This window comes from Pseudomonas sp. EA_5y_Pfl2_R50 (assembly GCF_963970475.1).
Classification (GTDB): Bacteria; Pseudomonadota; Gammaproteobacteria; order Pseudomonadales; family Pseudomonadaceae; genus Aquipseudomonas.
The window spans coordinates 135,521-160,353 of sequence record NZ_CAXAPT010000006.1 but is presented as its reverse complement, the minus strand read 5'-3'; the positions used below and the strand labels follow the sequence as shown (position 1 = coordinate 160,353).

Genomic DNA, 24,833 nt, shown 5'->3' with positions numbered 1-24,833 from the left:
GAGTTCACACTATGAAAGCAATTACTCTGGAAACCAACAAAATCGCAAACCTGGCTTTTCTGGTTGCGCCTAAAGCTCGTTAAGTAATGCAGGACGCTGGGGAGTGCCGGCCCTCCAGCGTCCGTAAAGCCAATCCAGAGTGAAGCATTGAACATGCATATAAATCCGTACTTATTCATATTGCCGCGCACGCCAGGACAAATAGTCTGGAATTACAAAGACCATGTTCAATACGAACTTGATCTTGATTATGCCTCCCGCCTGACAAAGCTTATTGCCAACCCGAATCTCTTCGACAGCCGCAACATAATAGACATACAACTACTTGAAGCCGGCATATTAACTATTACGAAGATAGACAGTCCGCCTTGGGGCTGGGACGAGCTATCGAAGATTTATCATATCGGCACGCAAAACATCCCGTGCGAACACCCCCCACAGAATATTCAGGAGTGGTCCAGACAGTACCTGAGCCACTGCGATGAAGTACTGAGCAAACCTGCTCCGGGCAAGGAGAGGTCGTTAATGACCAGCGCGCAACGCATTGCTTTGCCGGCGCCGCGAGCACTCAACGGTGACAATCTGGACGACGCTCTGCGTCAGCGCAAAACCTGCCGCTCCTACACAGGTGAGGCGATCACGCTGGAGGACGTTGCCACCCTGCTCTACCTTTCCCTCGGCTATCTGCACGAACGTGAACATGACGACAGCGTCGCGAATGGCTTGCACGCCCGGCGCAGCAGCCCTTCCGGCGGCGGCCTGAATGCGTGCGAGGGGTTTGTCCTCGCGCAAAACCTGCGTGGTCTCGAACCCGGTATTTATGCCTATCACCCCGACGAACACAGCCTGGAACTGATTAACCCCTTGCCCGAACTGCCGTTGGGACACGTACTCGGTGGGCAACACTTCATCAATAACCTGCCGTTCGGGCTGTTCATCACCGCGCGTTTCGACAAGCTCTGGTGGAAGTACGAACACTCGCGCGCCTACCGCATGGCGTTCGTCGAGGCCGGGCATCTCTCACAAACCTTTCAACTGGTTGCCACCGCACTGGGCCTGGGCACATGGCTGACCGGGGCATTCGCCGACGATCAGATCGAAAAGCTGCTGAAAATTGCCGGCAGCCCAGAACAACCGCTGTTCTTTGTCGGCTGCGGCGCCAGCGATGGCCGGGCAATGTGTCAGGAAATGCAGGATCTGTTGCAGGAGTCGCCGACATGAATACGCTGAGCGCCGATCCGCAGGAAGTCCCGGTGTCCTGGGCGCTGCGCTTCACCCTGGGTGACTGGAACAATCGCGCCTCGGTCCGAACCAGCCAGCACGATTACCAATTGCCGGATGACGTGCAGCAGCAACTGGAGACTCGCCACTGGTTTCCGCCGGCGTTTTTGCCGTATCTGTCGCACCCCGCCATCAGACAGGCAGGCACCAACGTCATGCATCGCCTGACGGCCAATCACCTCGTGCATTTTCTCGACTACACAACAATGCTCGAACACCGCATCGTCAACCGGGCCGTCGAAACCATCGTCCATGGCGAACTGCCCCTCTATATACCGCCAGCGATGAAAACCGCTGCCCTGCAGCTGTACACCGATGAGGGTTACCACGCGCTGTTCTCCAATCGGCTCGCCGAACAGATCGCCAGTCTCCACGGCTTTGTCGAGCGCCCGGTGATGCCGTTAAGGATTACCCGTCTGAACGCCCTGATCGCCCGCACGCCACAACACAACCGCCCGCTGGCCTGGTTTCTGCTTGGATTCGTCTCGGAAACCATCATTGCCCGGGAGCTCCTTGAAGTCTGTCGTGACAGTCTGGTGAGCAGTGTCAGCGACATGTTGCGCGATCACCTGGCGGACGAAGCCCGACACAGCCGCTATTTCGCTGACGTGTTCCATTACCTGTGGATGACGCTGAACGGCCGCCAGCGCATGTTCAGCACGAAGATGCTGGTGGAAATCATCGCTGTGTTTTTCGAGACCGATCAGCGCTGGCTGCAACAGAGCCTGCGGGGCGCCGGCATTGCTGACGCTGCCATCAAGGAGATAGTCGATGCCCTGATCGAGCCGCTGGCCAGCCGTCAACGTGCCAAATCCGGTGCAACAGCAACCCTCGATGCACTGAACAAGGCCGGTTTCTTCGCCCTTCCCAACAATCGGAAACTTTTCGCCAGGGCAGGATTGATCGATGGATAAAGGAACGTCTGCGGTAAATGCCCGACAACAACGTGGGGCTGTCAGCCTGTTAATGGCGATGGTGTTGCTGGGCGTGTTTCCACTGGACGTCCTGCTGCCATCGTTTCCCGCCCTGGCCGAACATTTTCACAACACCCCGGCAGACATTGCGCTTTCGATCAGCCTGTTCGCCGTGGGCATCGCGTTCGCTCAACTGTTGATCGGCCCGTTGTCGGATGTCATGGGGCGCAAGGGCCTGTTGCTGGTGGGCATGTCGGTATCGATGCTCGGCGCGCTGGGTTGCGCAGCCACTTCCGACTACACGCTGTTCCTGGTATTCCGCGTAATGCAGGCCCTAGGCTGCGGCTGTTTCGTACTGTCCCAGGCCTTGGTGCAGGACTTGTTCGAAGGCGTGCAGCGTGATCGTCTGCGTATCCTCATGGTGACGGCGACGGGGGTATTCATCTCGGTCTCTCCGCTGGCGGGCACCTTCCTGCAAGCCACCCTCGGCTGGCGTGGCAGCTTTTGGGTGTTCGCGGCGCTCGCTACCGTCGTGCTGGTCAAGGCCTGGCTGTTTCTGGACAACAAACCACCGGCTCACAGTGGCTGGCGTCCGGGATTCATTCGCTCGTACCGGCGAGTGCTGGGGGATGTCGAGTTCGTCGGCTACTGGCTGATCTCCGCGTTCGCGTTCGCCTGCCACTTTTCATTCATCGTGATTTCACCGCTGATTTTCATGGATCGACTGCAACTGGCGCCCTATGACTTCTCGCTGATCCTGCTCATCTACGGTGCTGCCTATGTGGTGGGGGGCATCGTTGCCACCGTGCTGAGCCGGCGAATTACGCCTGGGCAGCAGATTATCGGCGGGTGGGGCCTGATCCTGCTCTCCGGGCTGTCAATGCTCTACCTGTCAGCGAACTTCGCGCTGCAACCCGCCACCGTTCTGACTCCGATGCTCATCTGCACCGCCGGCACCACCATTGTCCGGCCTGCCGCCACGTCCCGGGCGATGGGGCTGTTTCCGGAGATCGCCGGTACTTCGGCCTCGGCGGGCAGCACCCTCGTGTTCATCTGTGGCGGTTTGATCAGCGCCCTGATCAGTTTGAGCCCCACCAACCTGCAAACAACCCTTGGCTACTGCTTCATCCTGCTCAGTGGCCTGGCGCTGGGGCTGAACAGCCTGATCAGCCACCGCAGCAGAATCATTGAGGCCAATGCCCCGAATGGGGATTAAGCCCGCCGGTCGTCATCCCACACACATCGTCTGCACTGGAACAACACTTTGCGCCATTCCCTCCAGACGCCAGCGGTGTAGAATCGGCAGATTCATCGCCATTCATCCCCGGCGGGTTTATGAGCTCAGGCTGAGACCAGCGGCGATCCCGCAACGTCATCGGCAACTTCCGGACACACGGCCATTTCTGAGTGTTCCAGAGGTCAATAGAAGCTCACTCCCATTTAGTACCTGATTAGCCGCCCGGAGTGCTCCATGCCAGATTACCGCTCGAAAACATCCACCCACGGCCGCAACATGGCCGGCGCCCGCGCACTGTGGCGCGCCACGGGGATGAAAGATGACGACTTCAAAAAGCCGATCATTGCCATTGCCAACTCGTTCACCCAGTTCGTACCGGGCCATGTGCACCTGAAGGACCTGGGCCAGCTGGTCGCCCGTGAAATCGAACGCGCCGGTGGAGTAGCGAAAGAATTCAACACCATTGCCGTGGATGACGGTATCGCCATGGGTCACGACGGCATGCTGTATTCGCTGCCGAGCCGCGAAATCATCGCCGACTCCGTCGAGTACATGGTCAACGCCCACTGCGCCGACGCCATCGTGTGCATTTCCAACTGTGACAAGATCACCCCAGGCATGTTGATGGCTGCCTTGCGCCTGAACATTCCGGTGATCTTCGTTTCCGGCGGCCCGATGGAAGCCGGCAAGACCAAACTCGCGTCCCACGGCCTCGACCTCGTCGACGCCATGGTCATCGCCGCCGACGAAAGCGCTTCTGACGAGAAAGTCGCTGAGTACGAGCGCAGCGCCTGCCCGACCTGCGGCTCGTGCTCCGGCATGTTCACCGCCAACTCGATGAACTGCCTGACCGAAGCACTGGGTCTGGCATTGCCGGGCAACGGTTCGACCCTCGCGACCCACAGCGACCGCGAACAGCTGTTCCTGCAGGCCGGCCGCACCATCGTCGAGCTGTGCAAGCGTTACTACGGCGAGAACGACGAATCGGTATTGCCGCGCAACATCGCCAACTTCAAGGCGTTCGAGAACGCGATGATGCTCGACATCGCCATGGGCGGTTCGACGAACACCATCCTGCACTTGCTCGCTGCCGCTCAAGAGGCGGAGATTGATTTCGACCTGCGCGACATCGACCGTCTCTCGCGCAGCGTTCCGCAGTTGTGCAAAGTTGCGCCGAACATCCAGAAGTACCACATGGAAGACGTGCACCGTGCCGGCGGCATCTTCAGCATCCTCGGTTCGCTGGCCCGTGGCGGCCTGCTGCACACCGACCTGCCGACCGTGCACAGCCGCAGCATGGAAGAGGCCATCGCCAAGTGGGACATCACCCAGACCACCGATGAAGCCGTGCATCACTTCTTCAAGGCCGGTCCTGCCGGTATCCCTACCCAGACCGCGTTCAGCCAGTCGACCCGTTGGGAAACCCTGGATGACGACCGCGAAAACGGCTGCATCCGCAGCTTCGAACACGCCTATTCGCAGGAAGGTGGCCTGGCCGTGCTGTACGGCAACATCGCCCTCGACGGCTGCGTGGTGAAGACTGCAGGTGTCGACGAGTCGATCCATGTCTTCGAAGGCAACGCGAAGATCTTCGAAAGCCAGGACAGCGCAGTACGCGGCATCCTCGCTGATGAAGTGAAGGCCGGCGACATCGTGATCATTCGTTACGAAGGCCCGAAAGGCGGCCCGGGCATGCAGGAAATGCTCTACCCGACTTCGTACCTGAAATCCAAAGGCCTGGGCAAAGCGTGCGCACTGCTCACCGATGGTCGTTTCTCTGGCGGTACGTCAGGTCTGTCCATCGGTCACGCTTCGCCAGAAGCCGCAGCCGGTGGCGCGATCGGCCTGGTGCAGGACGGCGACAAGGTGCTGATCGACATTCCGAACCGCTCGATCAACCTGTTGGTCAGCGACGAAGAACTGGCGGCACGCCGCGCCGAGCAGGACAAGAAAGGCTGGAAACCGGTCGAAATTCGTCCACGTAAAGTCACCACCGCCCTTAAGGCCTACGCCTTGCTGGCGACCAGCGCCGACAAAGGTGCTGTGCGTAACAAAGCGATGCTTGACGGGCTGTAAGCGTCAAATCGCCGATACAAAAATGCCCCGCCAAAGTGCGGGGCATTTTTTTGTCTGACCGAAATCCCAAAGTTACGGCAGATCAAACTGTGGGAGCGAGCCTGCTCGCGAATGCGGTATGTCAGAAACAGAGATGGCGACTGACACTACGCTTTCGCGAGCAGGCTCGCTCCCACACTGGCCCGGTGTCTGTTACTGAATTTCTTCAGGCTTGACGATCACCCAGTTCTTGTCCGCCGTCACCGGTAAACCTTCCTTGGCCTGCGCCGCTGCGTGCTTGGCCATCATGCCGTTCAATTGCGTCATGTACTTGTCCTTGCGGTTGATCCACAAGTGAATGCCGCCCTTGGCCACATCAACATCGTGGAACAGCATGTAGCCGTCGCTGGTCGGGGTATCGCCGCCAATCAGTACCGGTTTTTTCCACTCGTCGATGTAAGTCAGGATCGCTGCGTGCTTGCCGGCCATCCAGGTGGCCGGGGTCCACAGGTACGGGGTCAGTTCCAGGCCCAGGTTGGCCTTCTCGTCATACTTGCCAGCGGTGATCTGCTTGCGCGCGGTGGTTAGTTCGTTGGTTTCGCGATTCTTCAGCAACATCGAAACGCCGATGACGTTCTGCGGTTTGACGTTGTAGCCATACTTCGGGTCCGCTGCGACCATGCGCACCAGTTCCTCAGAAGCGGCGGTCATCACGTAGACCTCGATGCCGTTCTCCATCAGCTTGTTGTACAACTCTTGCTGGCCGGTGAAGATTTTCGGCGGGTTAACGTCGAGCTTCTTCACCACATCACCTTCGTAATACGTCGCCGGCACCGGTTTGCCCGAGGCCATGAGTTCATCGACGTAGCCTTTGAGTTCTTTGAGGGTGAAGCCGGAGAACACCTGTGCCACCCACGGGTAGCAAACCATGTCGTCGATTTCGCAAAGGCGATAGTAGTAACTGAACAGGCTTTCCTTGTGGTCGGCGGTGTCCTTGAACGGCATCAGTTTCAGGGAGGGGTCGAGCTTGTCGCGGGTGATCAGGCCCTTGTTTTCCATGAACGGCAGCAGCGATTCTTCGAGGTCGTAGCGGTAACTGGTGTTGTCCATGTCGAACACCGCGTAGTTACCCTTGTTGGCGTTGGCGGCGATCATCGCGTCCAGCGCCTTGGCCTGATCCGCCGGCCAGTGTTTCAAGTCGGTAGCGAAGGCCTGAGTGGCCAGGCCCATGCCCACGGTCAGTGCGACAGCCAGAAATTTCGGTGCGAACTTCATCGACGCTTTCTCCCTGATTCAAAGAGATCGACGCTAACAAATAAGTGTGACAGTCCTCGTCTGTCAGCGACCGCTCACGTCCCTGTTTGCGTCAGATGCATTGCCGAGAGCGACACGCGCTTATTCCAAAAACGACGGACACCCTGCAATTTTGGTATTAAATCAATAGAAATCAAACTGTTAGGCTTACCGGTTCGCAGCAGCCCCGGAAGGCTGTTGGCACAGTCTTTCCTGGAGTTCTCATGAATCTACCGTTGATTCTCAACCTGCTGGTGTTCCTCGCCCTGCTCTTCGGCCTGGCGCAAACCCGCCACACCACGTGGAGCCTGGCGAAAAAAGTCCTGCTCGCACTGGTATTGGGCGTCGCGTTCGGCATCGCCCTGCACACCGTTTACGGTGCCGGTCATCCGGTGCTCAAAGCCTCGATTGGCTGGTTCGATCTGGTCGGCAACGGTTACGTGCAATTGCTGCAAATGATCGTTATCCCGCTGGTGTTCGCCTCGATCCTCAGCGCCGTGGCGCGTCTGCATAACGCGTCGTCGTTGGGCAAGATCAGTTTCCTGACCATCGGCACCCTGCTGTTCACTACCGCGATTGCGGCGCTGATCGGCATCGGCCTGACCAACCTGTTCGGCCTCACCGCCGAAGGTCTGGTCGCCGGCACCCAGGAAATGGCCCGTCTGCAAACCATTCAGAGCGACTATGCCGGCAAGGTTGCTGACCTGAATGTGCCGCAACTGCTGCTGTCGTTCATCCCGCAGAATCCGTTCGCCGATCTGGCGCGAGCCAAGCCGACCTCGATCATCAGTGTGGTAATTTTCGCCGCGTTCCTCGGGGTTGCCGCGCTGCAACTGCTCAAGGATGACGTCGAAAAAGGTCAGAAAGTGATCAACGCCATCGACACTCTGCAAGCCTGGGTGATGCGTTTGGTGCGTCTGGTGATGAAGCTGACCCCCTACGGCGTGCTGGCGCTGATGACCAAAGTGGTTGCCGGTTCCAACCTGCAGGACATCATCAAGCTCGGCAGTTTCGTGGTGGTTTCGTACCTCGGACTGGGCCTGATGTTTGTCGTGCATGGCTTGCTGGTATCGGCCGCCGGAATCAACCCGCTGCGCTTCTTCCGCAAGATCTGGCCGGTGCTGACGTTCGCGTTCACCAGCCGTTCCAGCGCGGCGAGCATTCCGCTGAGCATTGAAGCGCAAACCCGTCGTCTGGGGATTCCGCCATCGGTGGCGAGCTTCGCGGCGTCGTTCGGTGCGACCATCGGCCAGAACGGTTGCGCCGGTCTGTACCCGGCGATGTTGGCTGTGATGGTGGCGCCAACGGTCGGCATCAACCCGCTCGATCCGCTGTGGATCGCGACGCTGGTGGCGATTGTGACGCTGAGTTCGGCTGGCGTGGCCGGTGTCGGTGGTGGCGCAACGTTCGCGGCACTGATCGTGCTGCCGGCGATGGGTTTGCCGGTGTCACTGGTCGCATTGCTGATTTCGGTTGAGCCGCTGATTGATATGGGCCGCACGGCGTTGAACGTGAGTGGTTCGATTACCGCTGGGGCGATTACCAGTCAGGTGATGCAGCAGACGGATAAAGCGTTGCTGGATGCTGATGAGCATGCGGAGTTGGCGCAGGCTTAAGCTCTTCTTTGCCTGATCTGGCCTCTTCGCGAGCAGGCTCGCTCCCACATTGGAATGCGTTTCCCCTGTGGGAGCGAGCTTGCTCCGGGCGGCGTTCCGACGATGCTTTCAGGCTCTTTCCCAAACCTCGAAGTTGTACGCGGGTTTATCGCCCTCAGCCGGATTCGGCACGTTCGACACCAGCTTCCACTGCTTCAAATCAAACGCCGGAAACCAGGCATCGCCGTCCGGGCTCAATGCCACGCGGGTCAGATACAGACGGTCCGCCTGCGCCAGCCCCTGCGCATACAACTGCGCGCCGCCAATGAGCATCAATTCATCGACGCCCTGCGCCTTCGCCCATTCCTCGGCGCGAACCACCGCGGCTTCCAGCGACGGGTACACCTCGGCGCCGTCCAGCACCAGACTGGCCTGACGACTGACCACGATGTTCAGGCGTCCCGGCAACGGCCTGCCGAGCGAATCCCAGGTCTTGCGACCCATGATAATCGGCTTGCCCAGGGTCGTGGCCTTGAAGTATTTGAAGTCCCCCGGCAGGTGCCAGGGCATGCTGTTGTCGACGCCGATCACGCGGTTTTCACCGAGGGCCGCAATCAGGCTGAGGGGGAGTGATTTAGTCATGCCGGCGAGGATACCAGAGCCTCGCATACCCCGATAAGCGCCACAGCGGTTATGCTCAGCGTTCAATTAAGCGACGGGATGCCGCGTGACTGAACTGACTCCACTGCAAAACCTCTGGCTCACCGAAACCATTCGCCTGCGCGAAGAACACGCAGGCCCCCTGGAAGACCTGGAAGCCAACCGACTGGCCCGCACCGCCGGCGGCGATCTGCCGAGCCGCATTCAGCGTCGGGCGTTGTGGCTGGCCGAACGTGACGGTCTGGCCAACGCCTTGAAACACTGGCTGCAAGGCGCGCGCCTGGCGCTGGTGCTGTTGATGATCTTCGCGGTACTGAGCGGCGCCGGCCTGGCCTTCGCCGCACTCGGTCAAACGCCGGTCAATGTGTTCTGGGCCTTGGGCAGTCTGCTCGGACTGAACCTGATTCTGCTGCTGAGCTGGGCGCTGGGGCTGATTTTTGCCAGCGAACACGGCGCCACACTTGGACGATTGTGGTTATGGCTCAGCGAAAAAATGGCTCGCGACGCGAAAGCGGCGCAACTGGCGCCCGCCCTGTTGCTGATGCTGCAACGCAAGAAACTCAATCGCTGGGCGCTCGGTGCGCTGGTCAACAGCCTGTGGTTGCTGGCGATGCTCAGCGCCCTGATCCTGGTGCTCACGCTGATGGCGACCCGGCGCTACGGCTTCGTCTGGGAAACCACGATTCTCAGTGCCGACACCTTTATCCAGGTCACCCATGCGCTCGGCTATCTGCCGTCGCTGCTCGGTTTCAACGTGCCAACCGTGGAAATGATCCGCGCCAGCGGCGACGGCGCACTCGACATCGAAAGCGCTCGTCAGGCCTGGGCTACCTGGCTGGTTGGGGTGTTGGTGGTCTACGGTGTGCTGCCGCGTTTGCTGCTCGCCCTGTTTTGCTTCTGGCGCTGGAACAGCGGAAAAGCTTCCCTGCGACTGGACCTGAACCTCCCCGGCTACGCGCAACTGCGCGAGCGCCTGATGCCGACCAGCGAACGCCTCGGCGTCAATGACCCGGAGCCAGCACAACTGCACCGTGTCGAAAGCAGTGTCAGCGAACTCACCAGCGAAGGTGCGTTGCTGGTCGCCATCGAACTCGACGAACAGCGCCCATGGCCACCCGCACTGCCGAAAAACGTCAGCAACGCCGGCATCCTCGACAGCCGCGAATCACGCCACAAGCTTCTCGAACAACTCAGTCGTTTTCCGCCGGCACGCTTGGCGATTGCCTGCGACCCGCGACGTTCACCGGATCGTGGCAGCCTCGCCTTGATCGCCGAACTGGCGCGCAGCGCCGGAGAAACCCGTGTGTGGCTGCTGCAAGCGCCGCCGGGCGAAGCACTGGACGGTGAACGCCTCGGCGACTGGCACGTAGCGCTGCAACAGCTTGAGCTGCGCTTCGCCGATTGCGCGCCGTTGAACTGGTTGGAGAGCGGCCATGACTGATGCCAGGAAAGCGCCACTGAAACTCGCGGTGGTCGGTCACACCAACGTCGGCAAGACCTCGCTGCTGCGCACGCTGACCCGCGATGTCGGCTTCGGCGAAGTGTCCCATCGCCCGAGCACCACGCGGCATGTCGAAGGCGCGCGATTGTCGGTGGACGGCGAGCCATTGCTCGATCTCTATGACACGCCGGGGCTGGAAGACGCCATCGCCTTGCTGGATTTTCTCGAGCGTCTGGAACGCCCCGGCGAACGCCTCGATGGCCCGGCACGGCTGGCGCGGTTTCTCGACGGCAGCGAGGCGCGCCAGCGCTTCGAACAGGAAGCCAAAGTGCTGCGGCAACTGCTGGCCTCCGACGCCGGTTTGTATGTGATCGACGCCCGCGAACCGGTGCTGGCCAAATATCGTGATGAGCTGGAAGTGCTCGCCAGTTGCGGCAAACCGCTGCTGCCGGTGCTGAATTTCGTCAGCAGCGCCAACCATCGCGAGCCGGATTGGCGCGAGGCGTTGGCGCGACTCGGGCTGCATGCGCTGGTGCGCTTCGACAGCGTTGCGCCGCCGGAGGATGGCGAGCGGCGGCTGTATGAAAGCCTCGCGCTGCTGCTGGAAAATGCCCGACCGCAACTTGAACGGTTGATTGCCGATCAACAGGCTCAGCGCCTTGCACGCCAGCAAAGTGCGGCGCGTTTGATCGCTGAATTGTTGATCGACTGTGCGTCTTGTCGACGCAGCGTGGTCAGCGAGGCGGCGCAGGAACAGCAAGCCATCAGCGAGCTGCGCAAGGCTGTGCGTCAGCGTGAACAGAAGTGCGTGGAGGCGTTGCTCAAGCTCTACGCGTTTCGCCCGCAGGATGCGGCGGCGAGTGATTTGCCGTTGCTCGATGGACGCTGGGGCGACGACCTGTTCAACCCGGAAACCTTGAAGCAACTCGGCGTGCGCGTGGGCGGCGGCATTGCTGCCGGTGCGGCCGCCGGCGCAGGCGTGGATTTGCTGGTCGGCGGCATCACCCTCGGTGCGGCGGCGTTGGCGGGGGCAATTGCGGGCGGTGCGCTGCAGACCGCGCGCAGTTATGGCAGTCGCCTGCTCGGCAAGATCAAAGGCCAGCGAGAGCTGACGGTGGATGATGGTGTGTTGCGGTTACTGGCGTTGCGTCAGCGTCAGTTGCTGCTGGCACTGGATCAACGTGGGCATGCGGCGATGGATGCGGTTCAAGTGGCGACGCCGCAAGACAAGACCTGGCGCGAGGGCAAGTTGCCGGAGGCATTGAGCAAGGCGCGGGCGCATCCGCAGTGGTCGTCGCTGAATCCGCAGGCGAAGTTGAATCAGGCGGAAAGGCAGGAGCAGATTGAGGAATTGGTTGATCGGGTGCTTGAGCTTTAGATCGCTACCCCCTCACCCCAGCCCTCTCCCCCAAGGGGGCGAGGGGGAAAGGGAGCCGATCTGCATGCTGTCCAAACCTGAGTTCGGCTGGATATTTCAGGTCGGCGTATGACAGAAGTTCACTCGGTCGGCCCCCTCTCCCTCTGGGAGAGGGCTGGGGTGAGGGAGACAATCACTCAGCCAACAACAAAACCTCAGCCTTACGCTTCAGCACACCCAAATCCATCACCGGCACCGCCCTCTCCTTGGCCAACTCATCCCACTGCCGCATCCGCAGGCTGATGGCACACAACGGATCGCGCTCGAACTCATCCGCCTCAGCCTCGCTCATCACGCCACCTTGATACTCCAGCGTCCGCCGACTCGCCTCACTCAGCCGATCAAAATACCCCGGCTCACGCAAGGTGAGATACCGCTTGGCCTGCACGTGATACTCCACCAACCGCGCCAGGCGCTCGCTGAATCCGGCCTCGCGCAAATAGTCCGCGCCAAGGCGTTCGTGGCTGATCACGCCATACCCGCCCATGTTCTCCGCACCTTCGGCACACAAATGGCCGATGTCATGGAAGAACGCCGCCAGCACCACTTCATCATCAGAGCCCTCAGCCATCGCCAGTTCGGCGGCCTGAGACATGTGCTCGATCTGCGACACCGGTTCACCGATGTAATCGCTGCTGCCGAAACGCTCATACAGCCCAAACACGCGGGCGACGACTTGCTCGCGACCTGTCATCAAACTTCCTCCAGCAGTTGCGCAACGTTGCGCTCGGCCATGGCCGGGCCGATGCTCATGCCGACGCCGGTGTGCATCAGCGCCACGCTCAGCCCCGGCGCCGGGCGCAAGAAAGAAAACGGCCACGGCCCCCGAGAACCATAGACGCCCTGCCAGCGCTCGACCACCTGCACTGTGCAGCCAAGGGTGTGCTCGGCCAGTTCGAGCATCCAGTCGTCCACTTGCTCGGCGTTAAACGGCGACGGATCGCTGCCGTAATGGTGTGAGTCGCCGATGATCAGTTCGCCGTAGGGCGTTGGGCTGATCAGCAGGTGGATGCCGTTGTCATGCAGGTGCGGTTGCTCGCGGAGGATTTGCGCCTGCACCGCCGCCGCTTCCGGCAGATCGGCGAAGGCGCCGTAATGCACGCAACTAAGCCCGGTGAGTAACGCATGCTGCAGATTGAGATCGATCTGCGGTTTGGCGCGAAGCATTTGCAAGCGACAGATTTGTGGATCGAGTGCCGCAATCGGCTCGGCCAGCAAGGTTTGATAATCGTGGCCGGAGCAGACGATGATCTGCTTCGCCGTGAAGGTGCCAGCGGTGCTGAGCAGGCGCTGGGGTTCAACGTCGCGCACCAGCGTGGAGAAGTGGAACTCGACGCCGAGGTCGCGGCGCAGGTAGTCGATCAGCGCCGGGATCGCTTCGCGCGAGTACAGCTGTTGATCGTCGATGCCGTGAAGGGCAGCGCGGTGGTGGCTGAACTGGCCGCTGTAGAGATCGCGAAGAGCGGCACCGCGTAGCAGGTCGACGTTGTAGCCGTGTTCAACGGCGCGGCCGGCGCAGAAGGTATCGAGCAGGTGTTCTTCGGCTTCGGTTCTTGCGAACAGGTACGAGCCGTTGCGCTTGATTTGCAGGCCGACGAGTTGCGCCCAATCGCCCCAGATCTCGCGGCTGGCCTTGGCCAGTTCGAGCATCGGCCCCGGTGGTTGGCCGGTGACCAGGGCCTGGCCGAAGTTGCGCACCGAAGCGCCGAGGGGAGTGGCGGTGCGTTCGAAAACGGCGACCTTGAGGCCGCGTTTGGCGGCAGCGTAGGCGTGGGACAGGCCGAGGATGCCGGCGCCGACGATGAGCAGGTCTTTGTGGTGTGTCATTTGGAAGTGTCCTGCATGAGAGACCGCTTTCGCGAGCAAGCCCGCTCCCACAGGGGATTTTTTGTGCCCACAAAATGTGTGTTCACTGGAGATCCAATGTGGGAGCGGGCTTGCTCGCGAAGGGGCCCTGTCAGTCGATAAAGATCTTACTTGGCGGCGACTTTCTCGGACTTGCCGTCATAACGCTTGCGCCACTCGGCAAGGATCTCGTCGCGATTCTTCGAGGCCCAGGCAAAATCGTTTTTGATCAGGCGCTGCTCGTAATCGGCTGGCAGTTCGGTCTGTGGCTTGGCGATACCCGGTTGCGCGAGCACCGCGAAGTTCTCTTTGTACAGATCCATTGCCTCGGCGCTGGCGGAGAAGTCCGCGAGTTTCTTCGCCGCGTCTTCATGCGGTGTGCCTTTGATCACGGCAGTCGCTTCGATCTCCCAGCCCAGGCCTTCCTTCGGCAGGATGATGTCCAGCGGCGCGCCTTGGCGCTTCAGCTGTACCGCTGGGTATTCAAAGGAAATACCGATCGGGAACTCGCCCGCCGCCGCCAGTTTGCAAGGCTTGGAACCGGAGTGAACGTACTGGCCGATGTTCTGGTGCAGGCCGTCCATGTACGCCCAGCCCTGTTTCTCGCCGAAGGTTTGCAACCAGGCGCTGACGTCGAGGAAACCCGTGCCGGACGACGCCGGGTTGGGCATGACGATCTTGCCCTTGTACTCGGGCTTGGTCAGATCCTGCCAGCTCACTGGCTTGGTCAGGCCCTGCTTCTCGGCCTCGACGGTATTGAAGCAGATGGTCGCGGCCCAGACGTCCATGCCGACCCAGGCTGGCGGGTTGGCGGCGTCGCGGTAGTTCGCGCCGATCTTGCCGAGGTCCTTCGGCGCGTAGCTTTGCAGCATGCCTTGCTGATCGAGAATCGCCAGGCTCGAAGCGGCCAGCCCCCACACCGCGTCGGCCTGCGGGCGGGCTTTTTCGGCGAGCAGTTTGGCGGTGATGATCCCGGTGGAATCGCGCACCCATTTGATCTCGACGTCCGGGTTGGCCTTTTCAAATGCTTCCTTGTAGGACTTCAGTTGCTCGGCTTCGAGGGCGGTGTACACCGTCAACTCGGTTTTTGCCGCGAAGGCATTCAGGCTGAAAGTAGCGAGCACAGCAGCGGCCAGGGCCAAGGGCTTGAACATGATCGATTTCCTGTAGTGAGTTGAACGGGGTTGGGATCAGTGGCCGGGCGCAGTTTGTCGCCAGGCCTGGGAACGGCGCAGCAAGCCGCGCGAAGCCCACGCCAGCAGCAAGGACACGCCCGCCGAGGTGAACAGAATCAGGGTCGACATCGCCGCCGCGCCGCCGACATTGCCGGCGTCATCCATGTTCAGCACCGCCACTGCCGCGAGGATGGTGTCAGGGCTGTAGAGGAAGATTGCCGCCGACACGGTGGTCATCGCCGAGACGAACAGGTAGCGCACGATGTCCAGCAGCGCCGGCAGGCAGATGGGCACGGTGACGCGCAGGTAGTGGCGGTACAGCGGCGCCTTCAGCGACAGCGCGGCGGCTTCAAACTCGGCGTCGAGTTGGCGCAGCGCGGTGGTCGCGGTCATTTGCGCGGTGGTCAGGTAGTGCGCAATGGTGCAGACGATCAGCAGCGTCATCGTCCCGTACAGCACATGCAGCGGATTACCGGTGAGGTTGAAGAAGAAGACGTAACCCAGACCGAGCACCAGCCCCGGCACCGCCATCGGCACAAAACTGAGCATGCGCAAGGTCAGGTTAAGGCCGCGCTGGCTGCGGGTTTTCTCCATCAGGTAGGCGCCGGTGAAGATCAGCACACTGCCGATCAACGCTGTGCCCAGCGCCATTTTCAGACTGTTGCTGTAGGCCAGCCAGCCACCGCCAGCGGTTTCGTTGAACTGATAGTGATTGAGCGACAGCGACAGGTTGTACGGCCAGAACTTCACCAGCGACGAGAACACTGCCATGCCGAACACCAGAATCAATGCTGCGCTGATCAGCAAAACAATCGCCAGATAGCAGCCATCGCGCAGTTTCGACGGTGCCGGTTTGAACACCTGCGCCCGACCGCTCATGGAGTCGCCGTGACGCCGACGCAACCAGGCATCGACACCGAAGCTGAACAGCGCCGGCAGCAACAGCACCATGCCGATCAACGCGCCGCGCCCGAATTGCTGCTGGCCGACCACGGCTTTGTAGGCCTCCAGTGCCAGCACTTGATAGTCGCCACCGACCACCACTGGCACACCGAAGTCGGTGATGGTCAGGGTGAACACCAGACAGAACGCGGCGAACACGGCCTGGCGGGTTGCCGGCCAGGTGATGCTGCGAAACGCCTTGGCCGGACTGGCGCCCATGCTCGACGCCGCGTCGAACAAGCGCGCATCGGCCAGCGACAACGCCGAGAGCAAAATCATCAGCGCATGGGGGAAGGTGTAGATCACCTCACCCAGCACAATCCCCCAGAAGCCGTAGATGTTGTCCGAGAGCAGGCCACGCAACATGCCTTGGTTGCCGAACAGATAGACCAGCGCAATCCCCGGCAGCATCGACGGCGCCATCAGCGGCAGCAAGGAAATGCCGCGCCAGATGCCCTTGGCCGGAATCAGCGTGCGTTGCAGCGCGTAGGCAAACAGATAGGCCAGCGGTACGACGATGGCCGCGACGCTGAGGGAAACCTTCAGGCTGTTGCCGAGCAACCAGTGAAAATTCTCGCTGGTCACCAACTCCTGCGCCGCGAGCCAGCCACCGCCCTGCCCGGCTTCACTGCTGAAGCCGCGCCAGAAGATCGCCAGCAACGGCATCAACACAGCGACGCCGAGCAACAGCAGCAAGAGCACTTTGCCGCCGACGACAAAAATGCGGTCGCCAATCTCGGCTTTCGAAGTCTGGCGCACCTGCTTGTGCGGTAGCGGCAGCGCGAGGTTGCTGTTCATCAGGCAAACACCTGCAAGCTGCGCGGCGGCAAGGCAACCATGATCTGCTGCGCGCCGAGGCGCGGCATGGCTTCCGGGGCGAGTTCGGCGAGCAGGGAATGGCCCGGTAGCTGGTCGAGTTCGAAGCTCATGCGGCAACGATTGCCGAGGAAGGTGATCTCGCGGACCTTGGCCGGGAACAGGTTTTCTTCGTGCACCGGTGGATTGACGTTGATCGCTTCCGGGCGGCAGAACAAACGGCCTGAGGCGCCGCTCACACTGCCATCCGCCAGACGCACGTCCATCCCGCCAACCCGGGCATGGCTGGCGCTGCTGCGCTGGAACGGCAGCCAGTTGCCCTGACCGACAAACTCGGCCACGAACGGTGTGGCCGGGCGGTTGTAGATGTCCTGCGGGGTGGCGTACTGCTCGACACGGCCGTTGTTCATCACGGCGATGCGGTCGGCCATCAGCATGGCTTCGTCCTGATTGTGCGTGACCATCAGGGTGGTGATGCCGAGGTTGCGCTGCAGTTGGCGCAGTTCGGTGCACAGATGCTCGCGGACACGAGCGTCGAGGGCCGACATCGGTTCATCGAGCAACAGCAACGATGGTGCCGGCGCCAGAGCGCGGGCCAGGGCAACGCGTTGCTGTTGGCCGCCGGACAATTGGCCGGGGTACTTTTTCTCGCTGCCGGTGAGGCCGACCAGTTCCAGCATCTGACTGACGCGGCGGCGTACTTCCTCGCGACCACTGCCGGCGAGGCCGTAGGCAATGTTCGCCTCGACCGTCAGATTGGGGAACAACGCGTAGGACTGGAACAGAATCCCGTAGTCGCGGGCTTGTGGGGCGAGGTGCGAAACGTCGCGGTCACCGAGGTACAGTTCGCCGCTGTCCTGTTTTTCCAGACCGGCGATGCAGCGCAGCAAGGTGGTCTTGCCACAGCCCGACGGGCCGAGCAGGCACACCAGTTCACCGGCGGCGACGTCGAGGGAGACATTATCCAGGGCAGTGAACGCACCAAAGCGTTTCTGCACGCCGCGCACTTTCATCGGTGCGCCGGGGTTGGTCAGAGTGGTTGCGATGGCAGGATTCATGGGACAGGCCTCATCAAGCAGATGGGGCCAATCCTAAAGTTGTAATGCGTCCGTCATGTGGCAGCGAAGCAAAAACTGGTGATAGTGGTATTCGGGGATTTTGGTTCAGAAGATTCAGGTCTTGGGTTGTTTGAACCGACGCCTTCGCGAGCAAGCTCGCTCCCACAGGGGGAACGCATTCCAATGTGGGAGCGGGCTTACTCGCGAAGAGGCCCGCCTGTTCACCACAAGATTCAGGCCGGGGACATTTCCTGCGCCACCCCCAGAAACGCCGCCGGCAACCGCGCGCCCTTTCTTTCACTCAGGCAATAAAGATACTCAGGAAGATCAACAGAATTTAAACGCATACAACTACATGAGTTTAATTTGCAAAAATGAACTTACGATTTATCTGTCGTATTCGACCTACAAACATGTCAGGACTACCAGTCTCGCAATGACGTCGGTGAAGCGATATCCGAACCCTATAAACAATCACAGTTTTTTCCTTCAACCTTAAAAGATGCCTCCTACATTTTCACTTCGATGCATTTGTTAGCTTTCGGTCATTGCCTCTGAATCAACACGTTCAGATACAAATAACCGTCGAAGGAACTAAGGATGCATAGCCCCGACCCGCTCACCCGTTCCAAACTGATCATTGAAGGTTTGGAGCACGATCTTCAAGTCCTCGAGTTCAGTGGTCGAGAAGCGATAAGCACGCCCTATGCCTTCGATGTGGTGCTGGTCAGCGAGAGGCCGAATCTCGACCTTGAAAGCCTGCTGCATAAACAAGCGTTTCTGGCATTCAGTGAAGGTCGCAATGGTATCCACGGACAAATCCATCGCGTTGCGCAAGGCGACTCAGGCAAGCGCCTGACTCGTTATAGCATCACGCTTGTCCCACGGATCGCTTATTTGGGGCATAGAAAGAACCAACGTATTTTTCAACAGACCACAGTGCCGCAAATCATTGCGCAAGTGCTGGAAGAACACGGCATCCATCGCAACTTTCATCTGTTTGAGTTGGGTTCCGTTTATCCAGATCGTGAGTACTGCGTGCAGCACGACGAGTCAGATTTGCATTTCATCCAAAGACTTTGCCAAGAGGAAGGTATTCATTACCACTTTCGGCACAGTCGTGAGAAACACCAGATAGTGTTTGGTGACGATCAAACCGTGTTCCCCAAGCTTGACCGTCCAACCCCCTACAAACAGGACAGCGGCATGGTTGCCGAACGATCGGTAATCAAACAATTCGACCTGCGAATTGAAGCGCGCACAAGCCGTACAACCCGCCGTGATTACGACTTCGAAAAGGCCCGTATTCTGCTGGAGTCCCGTTACGAACCTCAGGTCAGTCAGGCACAACCTGACCTGGAGGATTACGCCTGCCCTGGCCGTTTTACCCTCCGTGAGCGGGGCAAATCTTTAACCAAACGAGCATTGGAACGCCACCGTGCCGACTTTCGCCAGGCCGAAGGAAAAAGTGATCAGCAAGCGCTGGTCTCCGGGCATTTTCTGGAGATGACCGAGCACTCCCGCACAGAGTGGAATGACCTTTGGTTGCTGACGGAGGTACGCCACGAGTGCAAACAGCCGCAAGTGCTGGAAGAAAGTCTCACCAGCGAAGCGTCCGCTCATGAAAGTGATTTTGTTCAAGGCTACCGAAATCAGTTTGTCGCGATCCCTTGGGACGTTTTCTATCGTCCGCCACACCACTACCAAAAGCCACGAGTGCTGGGCAGCCAGACCGCCGTAGTCACCGGCCCGAAAAGCGAGGAAATCCACTGCGATCCATGGGGCAGGGTCAAAGCGCAATTCGTATGGGACCGCGAAGGTCGCAATGACGACAACTGCAGTTGCTGGTTGCGGGTGTCGTCCAATTGGGCTGGCAACGCCTATGGCAGCGTGACCATCCCGAGGGTGGGCATGGAGGTACTGGTCAGTTTCCTTGAGGGCGATCCTGATCAACCCGTGATCAGTGGGTGTCTGGCCAACAGCGCCAACCCCGTGCCCTACGAATTGCCCGCGCACAAAACCCGCAGCATTTTTCGCTCTCGCAGTTCGCCGGACAATGGTGGATTCAACGAATTGCACATTGAAGATCGAGCCGGCCAAGAGCTGATCTACCTGCGTGCCCAACGCGATATGGAGCAAAAGGTCGAACACGACAGTCGCCTGGAGGTAGGCAACGAACGCCGGGAAACCATCAAGGGCAACAGCATTACCGTGCTGGAAGCCGAAGAACACCGAACCATCACTGCCGACCGCAAAGTGCAGCTCAAGGCCAATGACTATCTCCACGTCGCGAGCAATAGCCAGACACGAGTCGACCAAACGCTGGTCGTTGAGGCCGGCCAGCAAGTGCACATCAAGGCGGGCGCGCACCTGACGCTGGATGCTGGCGCGAGCATCAGCCTCAAGGCCGGTGGGCAGCACATCGTGATCGGCCACGCTGGCATTTTCAGCAGTAGCGAAATACAGATCGGTGGTGTCCCGGTGGCAGGTTCCACTGCCGCATTGTCAATGCCAGGCGCCAATGATGCCTTGGCGGCGCCCGCAGAATTGCCGGCCATGATCGCACTCAGCCAAAACCAATTGATGACCGTCAGCAATGCCATGGGATCGGACTTCTGCCCAATCTGCGAAGCCTGTCGCGAGGGGATTTGCCGGCCCCAGGGAGCCGCCGCATGACTGAATCGCCAGCGCGCCAGTGGATGAAGGAACAACAGAGACTGGGCCACACGTTGTGTATCGTTCTGAACGCAGAGAGCGAGCGTGATAGGCGCCAGTCGCTACTGAAAACCTGCCAATTCGACGACTACCTGAGCGTCTATAACGACACGCCAGTGGCGGATCTGGCTGATGCCGGGCCATTTGTCTTCACCTTCAATCAGCCTGATGACACCCGCATCCAGGAACTGCTGAAAAGCGCGCAACGTAACTGGGGCTGGTTTGCCAGCATTCAAAAGGGCGATTTGAAAAGCCTGGTCAAGCATTGGCAGGCGCGCCTGATCATCGGCGCGCGGCCACATCAGGCGCTGTATCGCTTTCACGATAACCGCGTGCTGAACCGCGCCCTCGCGCATCTGCCCGAGGAAGCGTATCCGGCCTTTCTCGGACCAGCGATCAGCGTGTGTTACTGGCAGGGCACACACTGGCAAAGCACGAACAATCCTGCCCCCGCTAGCTATCCAGTGCCGGCGCAGCCGCTATGGCACCAAGTCCCAATACCTGACACACAGGCCGCTGAAATTCGCCTGACCAATGCACATCGCTACCTGCTGGCGGAGCATGTCCGGGCCTATGCGCAACTTGCCGAACAACATGATCCTGATACCTGGCTGCGCGACCGACTGGCACAGGCAGATGTGTGGGGATGGCTGGCGCCGGAGCAGCTGGAGTTTCTGTTGACCCAAAGCCTGCGAGCGCAGGGCTACACGTTGGCGCCGGATTGGCAGGTTCGCCCCAATGAGGGACCGACTGAACACTTTGAACGGGTGCATCGGGGCCTCGCGTTTTGGCAGAACGACGACCCTTTATGAAATCCCCAATGCGCGGTGCGCCCAATGAAAATGCACAAGAGATAAATATGAAGAGTTCTATAGGACGTCAAACCAGCGCTCTCGTTGCCCCGATTCTGTTCTTAATCTGCACGGTCGCATGGGCTGCGCCAATGGTTCAAGCCGAAAGCCGGGCACTAAGCTCGATTGGACTGATGCATGAGGCACAACGCCTGAACGATGAGGGATCGTTGGCTGAGGCCACGCCTTTGTCACGGGCGGCGATGGAGGCATCCCGCGAAAGCGGCGATAACATACAACTGGATGCTGGCACCCTGCTGGTGAACCTACTGCACAAGCAGGGGAGATATGTTGAGGCGAGGATTGCCGCCGAAGAACAGATTTCTTATTGGGAACAGCAAGCAGCTTTTTTCGGGCAAACGCTCAAAGGTGACACTAGGGTCATGAGACAGCTTGGTCTGGCAATAGAGGCCAGCACGATGGCGGGGGATCAAGCTGAAGTCACACGCCTGCAGGAAAGTCTCTTTGCTATTGGCAATCCCTATCCTCCTCTATGGCAGCTGTCGACGGACGAGCCACGTTTGCATTACGAACTGGCTGACTTCTCGGTGCCACTCGTGCTGGGACATTGGAAATTGACAGCTTTCGAGCCAGCGCACACTCGGGAGATTCCCTCACGCCTACGCTACACACAGGTACTGCCGGACGGCATCCTGAGTGCCGAGATTTTCCTATCTTATGACGAATTACAACGCCTACAGGATGCAGCGCAACGGCAGGAATGGCGAGTTTCTTACCAACAAATTTCTACTGCATCGGCGCTTGCTTCGGCGATGCCCGATCTACCATTTGCTGGAGTGACATTCGTAAAAATTGATCGGCAGTGGGGATGTGATGGTGCTCAATGCGTCGGTGTCAATTGGTTGGTGCGCCACGGAGACTGGCGAATGGAAATTGAAGCGACCTTCCCTTCGGAGGATAGGGCGCACGCAGCGGAGCAATTGCACAAATTGTTCGGAGCGCTGAAATGGCGAACCGCACCACCGCTGTTTCGCGACCGCAGTATGGCCGAGCAGATCCGCAACATGGAGTCGTCATGGAAGGTTGCTGGCGGCTGGCGCAAGTCCGCCGAGCTGGCAACCCAGGCGCTGCCCGATGCCTATTTCCCAGATGAAATCATGCGTTTACATACATACATCGGTGTTTCGCAATACCGTCACGGCGCCATGGATGCTGCCCGCAGGTCGTTAGATTTGGCCCTATCTGGCCAAGGGCATCATTCTTTCGAAGAGGATCTCTATCAAGTCGCGCTAGATCATGCTGCGGATATCGCATACCGACAAGGCCGAGATCACGAAGCCGTCGCTTTAAACCGAATTCTGATGGATCGGCAGAGCGGCGCGACCGCTTGGCACGTCCCAGATAATAAAAAGGCATTGTTCAACGTCTGGAGCGATGTGCAGCTCCCCCTGCGTGTGGGCGAATACCGTCTGAGGCAAGACAGCGAAAATCGTTTTTTCTATGAAAACCTGCAAACAGGGGCGCGACTTGGACTGACCGTGGCATTGCCTCAGTCATCTGATGAGGACCTTGAGCAAGTCATGCGCTCCTTCCTAGCAAAAAATTTGCAGCTACAAAGTGGAGACGTGCGCAAAACAGAGTTTTCGCCCAAGTCTGCCAAGCAGAAGACAACGGGCCGAAAATGGGAATTCGACGTGACGCAATTACCCGGAGAAAAAGCCATTTCTGAAGAGGATTTCGTTACCGGCGTCCTGCTTAAAGCACCAAAAAAAATGGTGTTCTGGATCGTGAACCACGAGGGGCGGCTGTCATTGTTACGGGCCCCCATCCTGAACGATGGGCAGAGCGCGACGGAGGCGAATCAGATTGCGCAGGCACTGTCATGGTAAGTCAGCGAAACGCATCGTCAGAGGTAGACGATCTGAATTCGAAAGATCTCTCCCTCATTCGAATACCACTGATGATCCTGCTATCACTGAATAAGGACATTGGTAAATGACTACCTCGCGTGCCCTCTTTAGAAGCGCCGTTTTGGGCTGTTGCTACATCGGCCTCGCAGGCTGCGCCAGCAGCAAACCGAATACGTTCACCTTTACCGCTGATATGCCGCCTAACTTTAGCTATGAGGCCATCGCAGTGTATGTGCCAGCCAAAGGTGAAACCTGCACTGTGCCGGGCGGAAGAGGGACTGGGGTTGGTTACAACCGAAAATGGCGTGAAAACTATCAGCCAAACTCCGAGATCGCCCTGCGCAGAACAGTCAGCGGTTGTCCGCTGGTGATCCGCCGCGTCGAGCTGGATATCTATGCAGTTTACGGTAAAGACTGGGGTGACTTTGGCGCCGACAGCGCCAGGGTATTCATTCGGGACGAGGTGAAAGATCAGTACAAAAGCGTCTTTAACGAAGCGGGTGAAAGCACCTTCTTTGGTGAATGCCAACAGCTGTTTCGAACAGTGGGCCCCAAACGACGGATCGTGAAACTTCTCGATTGCAAGACTATTGATGCTCAGGGAGAGCTGAAACCAGGCAAGCCTTCCGCGGCTTATACCCCAGAGCAACTAGCGGGTAAGACCGTGAGGATGCACATCAAATTGGCTGACGAGGACAGGCCCGCTATTGGAGATACGTGGGTCAAAGTTCCTAACGGCTGGAAGCGCTGTATGGGCGATAACTTCGAAGACCAATACGCGTTCTGTTTTGGCAATTACAAAGACTTCAGCGGCTTTCAAATGCCAGACGGCCGGCAATGCACCATCTACCCCGGTTGTACGGAATAAGGACATACCTGATGACTAGTTTGTATCCCCTGTTTAGAAGCGCCGTTTTGGGCTGTTGCTACATCGGCGTCGCAGGCTGCGCCAGCAGCAAACCGAATACGTTCACCTTTACCGCTGATATGCCGCCTAACTTTAGCTATGAGGCCATCGCAGTGTATGTGCCAGCCAAAGGTGAAACCTGCACTGTGCCGGGCGGCCGAGGGACTGGGGTTGGTTACAACCGGAAATGGCGTGAAAACTATCAGCCGAACTCCAAGATAGCACTGCGCAGAACAGTCAGCGGTTGTCCGCTGGTGATCCGCCGCGTCGAGCTGGATATCTATGCAGTTTACGGTAAGGATCGGGGTGATTTTGGCGCCGACAGCGCCATGGTGTTCATTCGGGATGAAGTGAAAGACGAGCACAAAAGTGTTTTTAACCAAACGGGTGAAAGTACCTTCTTTGGTGAATGCCAACAGCTGTTTCGCACTTCGGGCAAGCCCCGAATCCTCAGAAAACTCCTCGATTGCAAGACTGTTGATGCTCAGGGCGAGCTGAAACGAGGCAAGCCTTCCGCGGCTTATACCCCAGAGCAACTAGCGGGTAAGACCGTGAGGATGCACATCAAATTGGCTGACGAAGACAGGCCCGCTATCGGAGATACCTGGGTCAAAGTTCCGAATGGCTGGAAGCGCTGTATGGGCAAGGGTTTCGAAGACCAGGACGCGTATTGCTTTGGCAATTACAAAGACTTCAGCGGTTTTCAAATGCCGGACGGACGGCAATGCACTATCTACCCGGGCTGCACGGAATAGGAGGA

Annotated in this window: 19 protein-coding genes and 1 pseudogene; 12 read left to right on the top strand and 8 right to left on the bottom strand. The window is 59.2% G+C overall.

All coding sequences use genetic code 11. The features are described from left to right. Positions 1–153 precede the first annotated feature (153 nt). The 4 genes from AACY19_RS12470 (at position 154) to ilvD (ending at position 5,508) form a co-directional block, all read left to right on the top strand. Entirely contained in the window at positions 154–1,221 is a 1,068-nt protein-coding gene (locus tag AACY19_RS12470; RefSeq protein WP_339450862.1) for a SagB family peptide dehydrogenase, read from the top strand. Continuing rightward, complete coding sequence (locus tag AACY19_RS12465; RefSeq protein WP_339450514.1) at positions 1,218–2,195, top strand: diiron oxygenase; 978 nt, start codon at positions 1,218–1,220, stop codon at positions 2,193–2,195. Before AACY19_RS12470 ends, AACY19_RS12465 begins: the two co-directional genes overlap by 4 nt. Continuing rightward, complete coding sequence (locus AACY19_RS12460) at positions 2,188–3,411, top strand: MFS transporter (RefSeq protein ID WP_339450512.1); 1,224 nt, start codon at positions 2,188–2,190, stop codon at positions 3,409–3,411. The genes AACY19_RS12465 and AACY19_RS12460 overlap by 8 nt, the downstream gene beginning before the upstream one ends. A 255-nt stretch (positions 3,412–3,666) precedes the next feature. Further along, positions 3,667–5,508, top strand: a complete 1,842-nt coding sequence (gene ilvD / locus AACY19_RS12455) for a dihydroxy-acid dehydratase (RefSeq protein WP_102358734.1) — start codon at positions 3,667–3,669, stop codon at positions 5,506–5,508. Between the two features lie 192 nt (positions 5,509–5,700). Here ilvD and AACY19_RS12450 read toward each other — a convergent pair whose 3' ends face one another. Next, the gene (locus tag AACY19_RS12450) at positions 5,701–6,762 is read right to left on the bottom strand and encodes a haloacid dehalogenase-like hydrolase (RefSeq protein WP_339450511.1); all 1,062 of its coding nucleotides are present in this window, start codon (positions 6,760–6,762) and stop codon (positions 5,701–5,703) included. Between the two features lie 242 nt (positions 6,763–7,004). Between AACY19_RS12450 and AACY19_RS12445 the strand changes: the two genes are divergently transcribed. Continuing rightward, positions 7,005–8,396, top strand: coding sequence for an L-cystine transporter (locus AACY19_RS12445; RefSeq protein ID WP_339450510.1), 1,392 nt, complete (start codon positions 7,005–7,007; stop codon positions 8,394–8,396). Positions 8,397–8,504: 108 nt separating this feature from the next. Here the strand turns inward: AACY19_RS12445 and AACY19_RS12440 are convergent, their stop codons facing one another. Then, positions 8,505–9,017, bottom strand: a complete 513-nt coding sequence (locus tag AACY19_RS12440; protein ID WP_339450509.1) for a dihydrofolate reductase — start codon at positions 9,015–9,017, stop codon at positions 8,505–8,507. Between the two features lie 85 nt (positions 9,018–9,102). On the opposite strand from AACY19_RS12440, the gene AACY19_RS12435 reads away from it, so the two are divergent. After that, positions 9,103–10,476 (top strand): DUF2868 domain-containing protein, encoded by a 1,374-nt coding sequence (locus AACY19_RS12435; protein ID WP_339450508.1) that lies wholly within the window; start codon positions 9,103–9,105, stop codon positions 10,474–10,476. Further along, on the top strand, positions 10,469–11,854 hold the full coding sequence (locus AACY19_RS12430; RefSeq protein WP_339450507.1) for a GTPase/DUF3482 domain-containing protein: 1,386 nt from the start codon (positions 10,469–10,471) through the stop codon (positions 11,852–11,854). Before AACY19_RS12435 ends, AACY19_RS12430 begins: the two co-directional genes overlap by 8 nt. 172 nt (positions 11,855–12,026) lie before the next feature. Here the strand turns inward: AACY19_RS12430 and AACY19_RS12425 are convergent, their stop codons facing one another. The 6 genes and pseudogenes from AACY19_RS12425 to AACY19_RS12400 form a co-directional block, all read right to left on the bottom strand. Beyond that, positions 12,027–12,587 carry a phosphonate degradation HD-domain oxygenase gene (locus AACY19_RS12425; protein WP_339450506.1) on the bottom strand — a complete coding sequence of 187 codons (561 nt, stop codon included), beginning with the start codon at positions 12,585–12,587 and terminating at the stop codon, positions 12,027–12,029. Further along, positions 12,587–13,720, bottom strand: a complete 1,134-nt coding sequence (locus AACY19_RS12420) for a TIGR03364 family FAD-dependent oxidoreductase (protein WP_339450505.1) — start codon at positions 13,718–13,720, stop codon at positions 12,587–12,589. Before AACY19_RS12420 ends, AACY19_RS12425 begins: the two co-directional genes overlap by 1 nt. Positions 13,721–13,866: 146 nt before the next feature. Then, positions 13,867–14,892 carry a putative 2-aminoethylphosphonate ABC transporter substrate-binding protein gene (locus AACY19_RS12415; RefSeq protein ID WP_339450504.1) on the bottom strand — a complete coding sequence of 342 codons (1,026 nt, stop codon included), beginning with the start codon at positions 14,890–14,892 and terminating at the stop codon, positions 13,867–13,869. Positions 14,893–14,928: 36 nt separating this feature from the next. Then, entirely contained in the window at positions 14,929–16,653 is a 1,725-nt protein-coding gene (locus AACY19_RS12410) for a putative 2-aminoethylphosphonate ABC transporter permease subunit (RefSeq protein ID WP_339450503.1), read from the bottom strand. After that, entirely contained in the window at positions 16,653–17,729 is a 1,077-nt protein-coding gene (locus tag AACY19_RS12405; RefSeq protein ID WP_339450502.1) for a putative 2-aminoethylphosphonate ABC transporter ATP-binding protein, read from the bottom strand. Before AACY19_RS12405 ends, AACY19_RS12410 begins: the two co-directional genes overlap by 1 nt. 233 nt (positions 17,730–17,962) lie before the next feature. Beyond that, a pseudogene (locus AACY19_RS12400) lies at positions 17,963–18,067 on the bottom strand (LysR family transcriptional regulator); the annotation flags it as partial. Positions 18,068–18,329: 262 nt separating this feature from the next. Between AACY19_RS12400 and AACY19_RS12395 the strand changes: the two are divergent. The 5 genes from AACY19_RS12395 to AACY19_RS12375 all read left to right on the top strand — a co-directional run bounded on the left by AACY19_RS12395 (position 18,330) and on the right by AACY19_RS12375 (position 24,828). Then, positions 18,330–20,405, top strand: a complete 2,076-nt coding sequence (locus AACY19_RS12395; protein ID WP_339450501.1) for a type VI secretion system Vgr family protein — start codon at positions 18,330–18,332, stop codon at positions 20,403–20,405. Continuing rightward, positions 20,402–21,256, top strand: a complete 855-nt coding sequence (locus AACY19_RS12390; protein WP_339450500.1) for a DUF4123 domain-containing protein — start codon at positions 20,402–20,404, stop codon at positions 21,254–21,256. Before AACY19_RS12395 ends, AACY19_RS12390 begins: the two co-directional genes overlap by 4 nt. Continuing rightward, on the top strand, positions 21,253–23,145 hold the full coding sequence (locus AACY19_RS12385; RefSeq protein WP_339450499.1) for a hypothetical protein: 1,893 nt from the start codon (positions 21,253–21,255) through the stop codon (positions 23,143–23,145). Before AACY19_RS12390 ends, AACY19_RS12385 begins: the two co-directional genes overlap by 4 nt. A 106-nt stretch (positions 23,146–23,251) precedes the next feature. Then, positions 23,252–24,034, top strand: a complete 783-nt coding sequence (locus AACY19_RS12380) for a hypothetical protein (protein WP_339450498.1) — start codon at positions 23,252–23,254, stop codon at positions 24,032–24,034. An 11-nt stretch (positions 24,035–24,045) separates the two neighbouring features. Continuing rightward, positions 24,046–24,828 (top strand): hypothetical protein, encoded by a 783-nt coding sequence (locus tag AACY19_RS12375; RefSeq protein ID WP_339450497.1) that lies wholly within the window; start codon positions 24,046–24,048, stop codon positions 24,826–24,828. Positions 24,829–24,833 lie beyond the last annotated feature (5 nt).

Excerpts from the sequence above, each read along its gene's own strand:
- AACY19_RS12470 (WP_339450862.1), top strand. The coding sequence starts at position 154 with ATGCATATAAATCCGTACTTATTCATATTGCCGCGCACGCCAGGACAA.
- AACY19_RS12465 (WP_339450514.1), top strand. The coding sequence starts at position 1,218 with ATGAATACGCTGAGCGCCGATCCGCAGGAAGTCCCGGTGTCCTGGGCG.
- AACY19_RS12460 (WP_339450512.1), top strand. The coding sequence starts at position 2,188 with ATGGATAAAGGAACGTCTGCGGTAAATGCCCGACAACAACGTGGGGCT.
- ilvD (WP_102358734.1), top strand. The coding sequence starts at position 3,667 with ATGCCAGATTACCGCTCGAAAACATCCACCCACGGCCGCAACATGGCC.
- AACY19_RS12450 (WP_339450511.1), bottom strand. The coding sequence starts at position 6,762 with ATGAAGTTCGCACCGAAATTTCTGGCTGTCGCACTGACCGTGGGCATG.
- AACY19_RS12445 (WP_339450510.1), top strand. The coding sequence starts at position 7,005 with ATGAATCTACCGTTGATTCTCAACCTGCTGGTGTTCCTCGCCCTGCTC.
- AACY19_RS12440 (WP_339450509.1), bottom strand. The coding sequence starts at position 9,017 with ATGACTAAATCACTCCCCCTCAGCCTGATTGCGGCCCTCGGTGAAAAC.
- AACY19_RS12430 (WP_339450507.1), top strand. The coding sequence starts at position 10,469 with ATGACTGATGCCAGGAAAGCGCCACTGAAACTCGCGGTGGTCGGTCAC.
- AACY19_RS12425 (WP_339450506.1), bottom strand. The coding sequence starts at position 12,587 with ATGACAGGTCGCGAGCAAGTCGTCGCCCGCGTGTTTGGGCTGTATGAG.
- AACY19_RS12420 (WP_339450505.1), bottom strand. The coding sequence starts at position 13,720 with ATGACACACCACAAAGACCTGCTCATCGTCGGCGCCGGCATCCTCGGC.
- AACY19_RS12415 (WP_339450504.1), bottom strand. The coding sequence starts at position 14,892 with ATGTTCAAGCCCTTGGCCCTGGCCGCTGCTGTGCTCGCTACTTTCAGC.
- AACY19_RS12410 (WP_339450503.1), bottom strand. The coding sequence starts at position 16,653 with ATGAACAGCAACCTCGCGCTGCCGCTACCGCACAAGCAGGTGCGCCAG.
- AACY19_RS12405 (WP_339450502.1), bottom strand. The coding sequence starts at position 17,729 with ATGAATCCTGCCATCGCAACCACTCTGACCAACCCCGGCGCACCGATG.
- AACY19_RS12395 (WP_339450501.1), top strand. The coding sequence starts at position 18,330 with ATGCATAGCCCCGACCCGCTCACCCGTTCCAAACTGATCATTGAAGGT.
- AACY19_RS12390 (WP_339450500.1), top strand. The coding sequence starts at position 20,402 with ATGACTGAATCGCCAGCGCGCCAGTGGATGAAGGAACAACAGAGACTG.
- AACY19_RS12385 (WP_339450499.1), top strand. The coding sequence starts at position 21,253 with ATGAAATCCCCAATGCGCGGTGCGCCCAATGAAAATGCACAAGAGATA.
- AACY19_RS12380 (WP_339450498.1), top strand. The coding sequence starts at position 23,252 with ATGACTACCTCGCGTGCCCTCTTTAGAAGCGCCGTTTTGGGCTGTTGC.
- AACY19_RS12375 (WP_339450497.1), top strand. The coding sequence starts at position 24,046 with ATGACTAGTTTGTATCCCCTGTTTAGAAGCGCCGTTTTGGGCTGTTGC.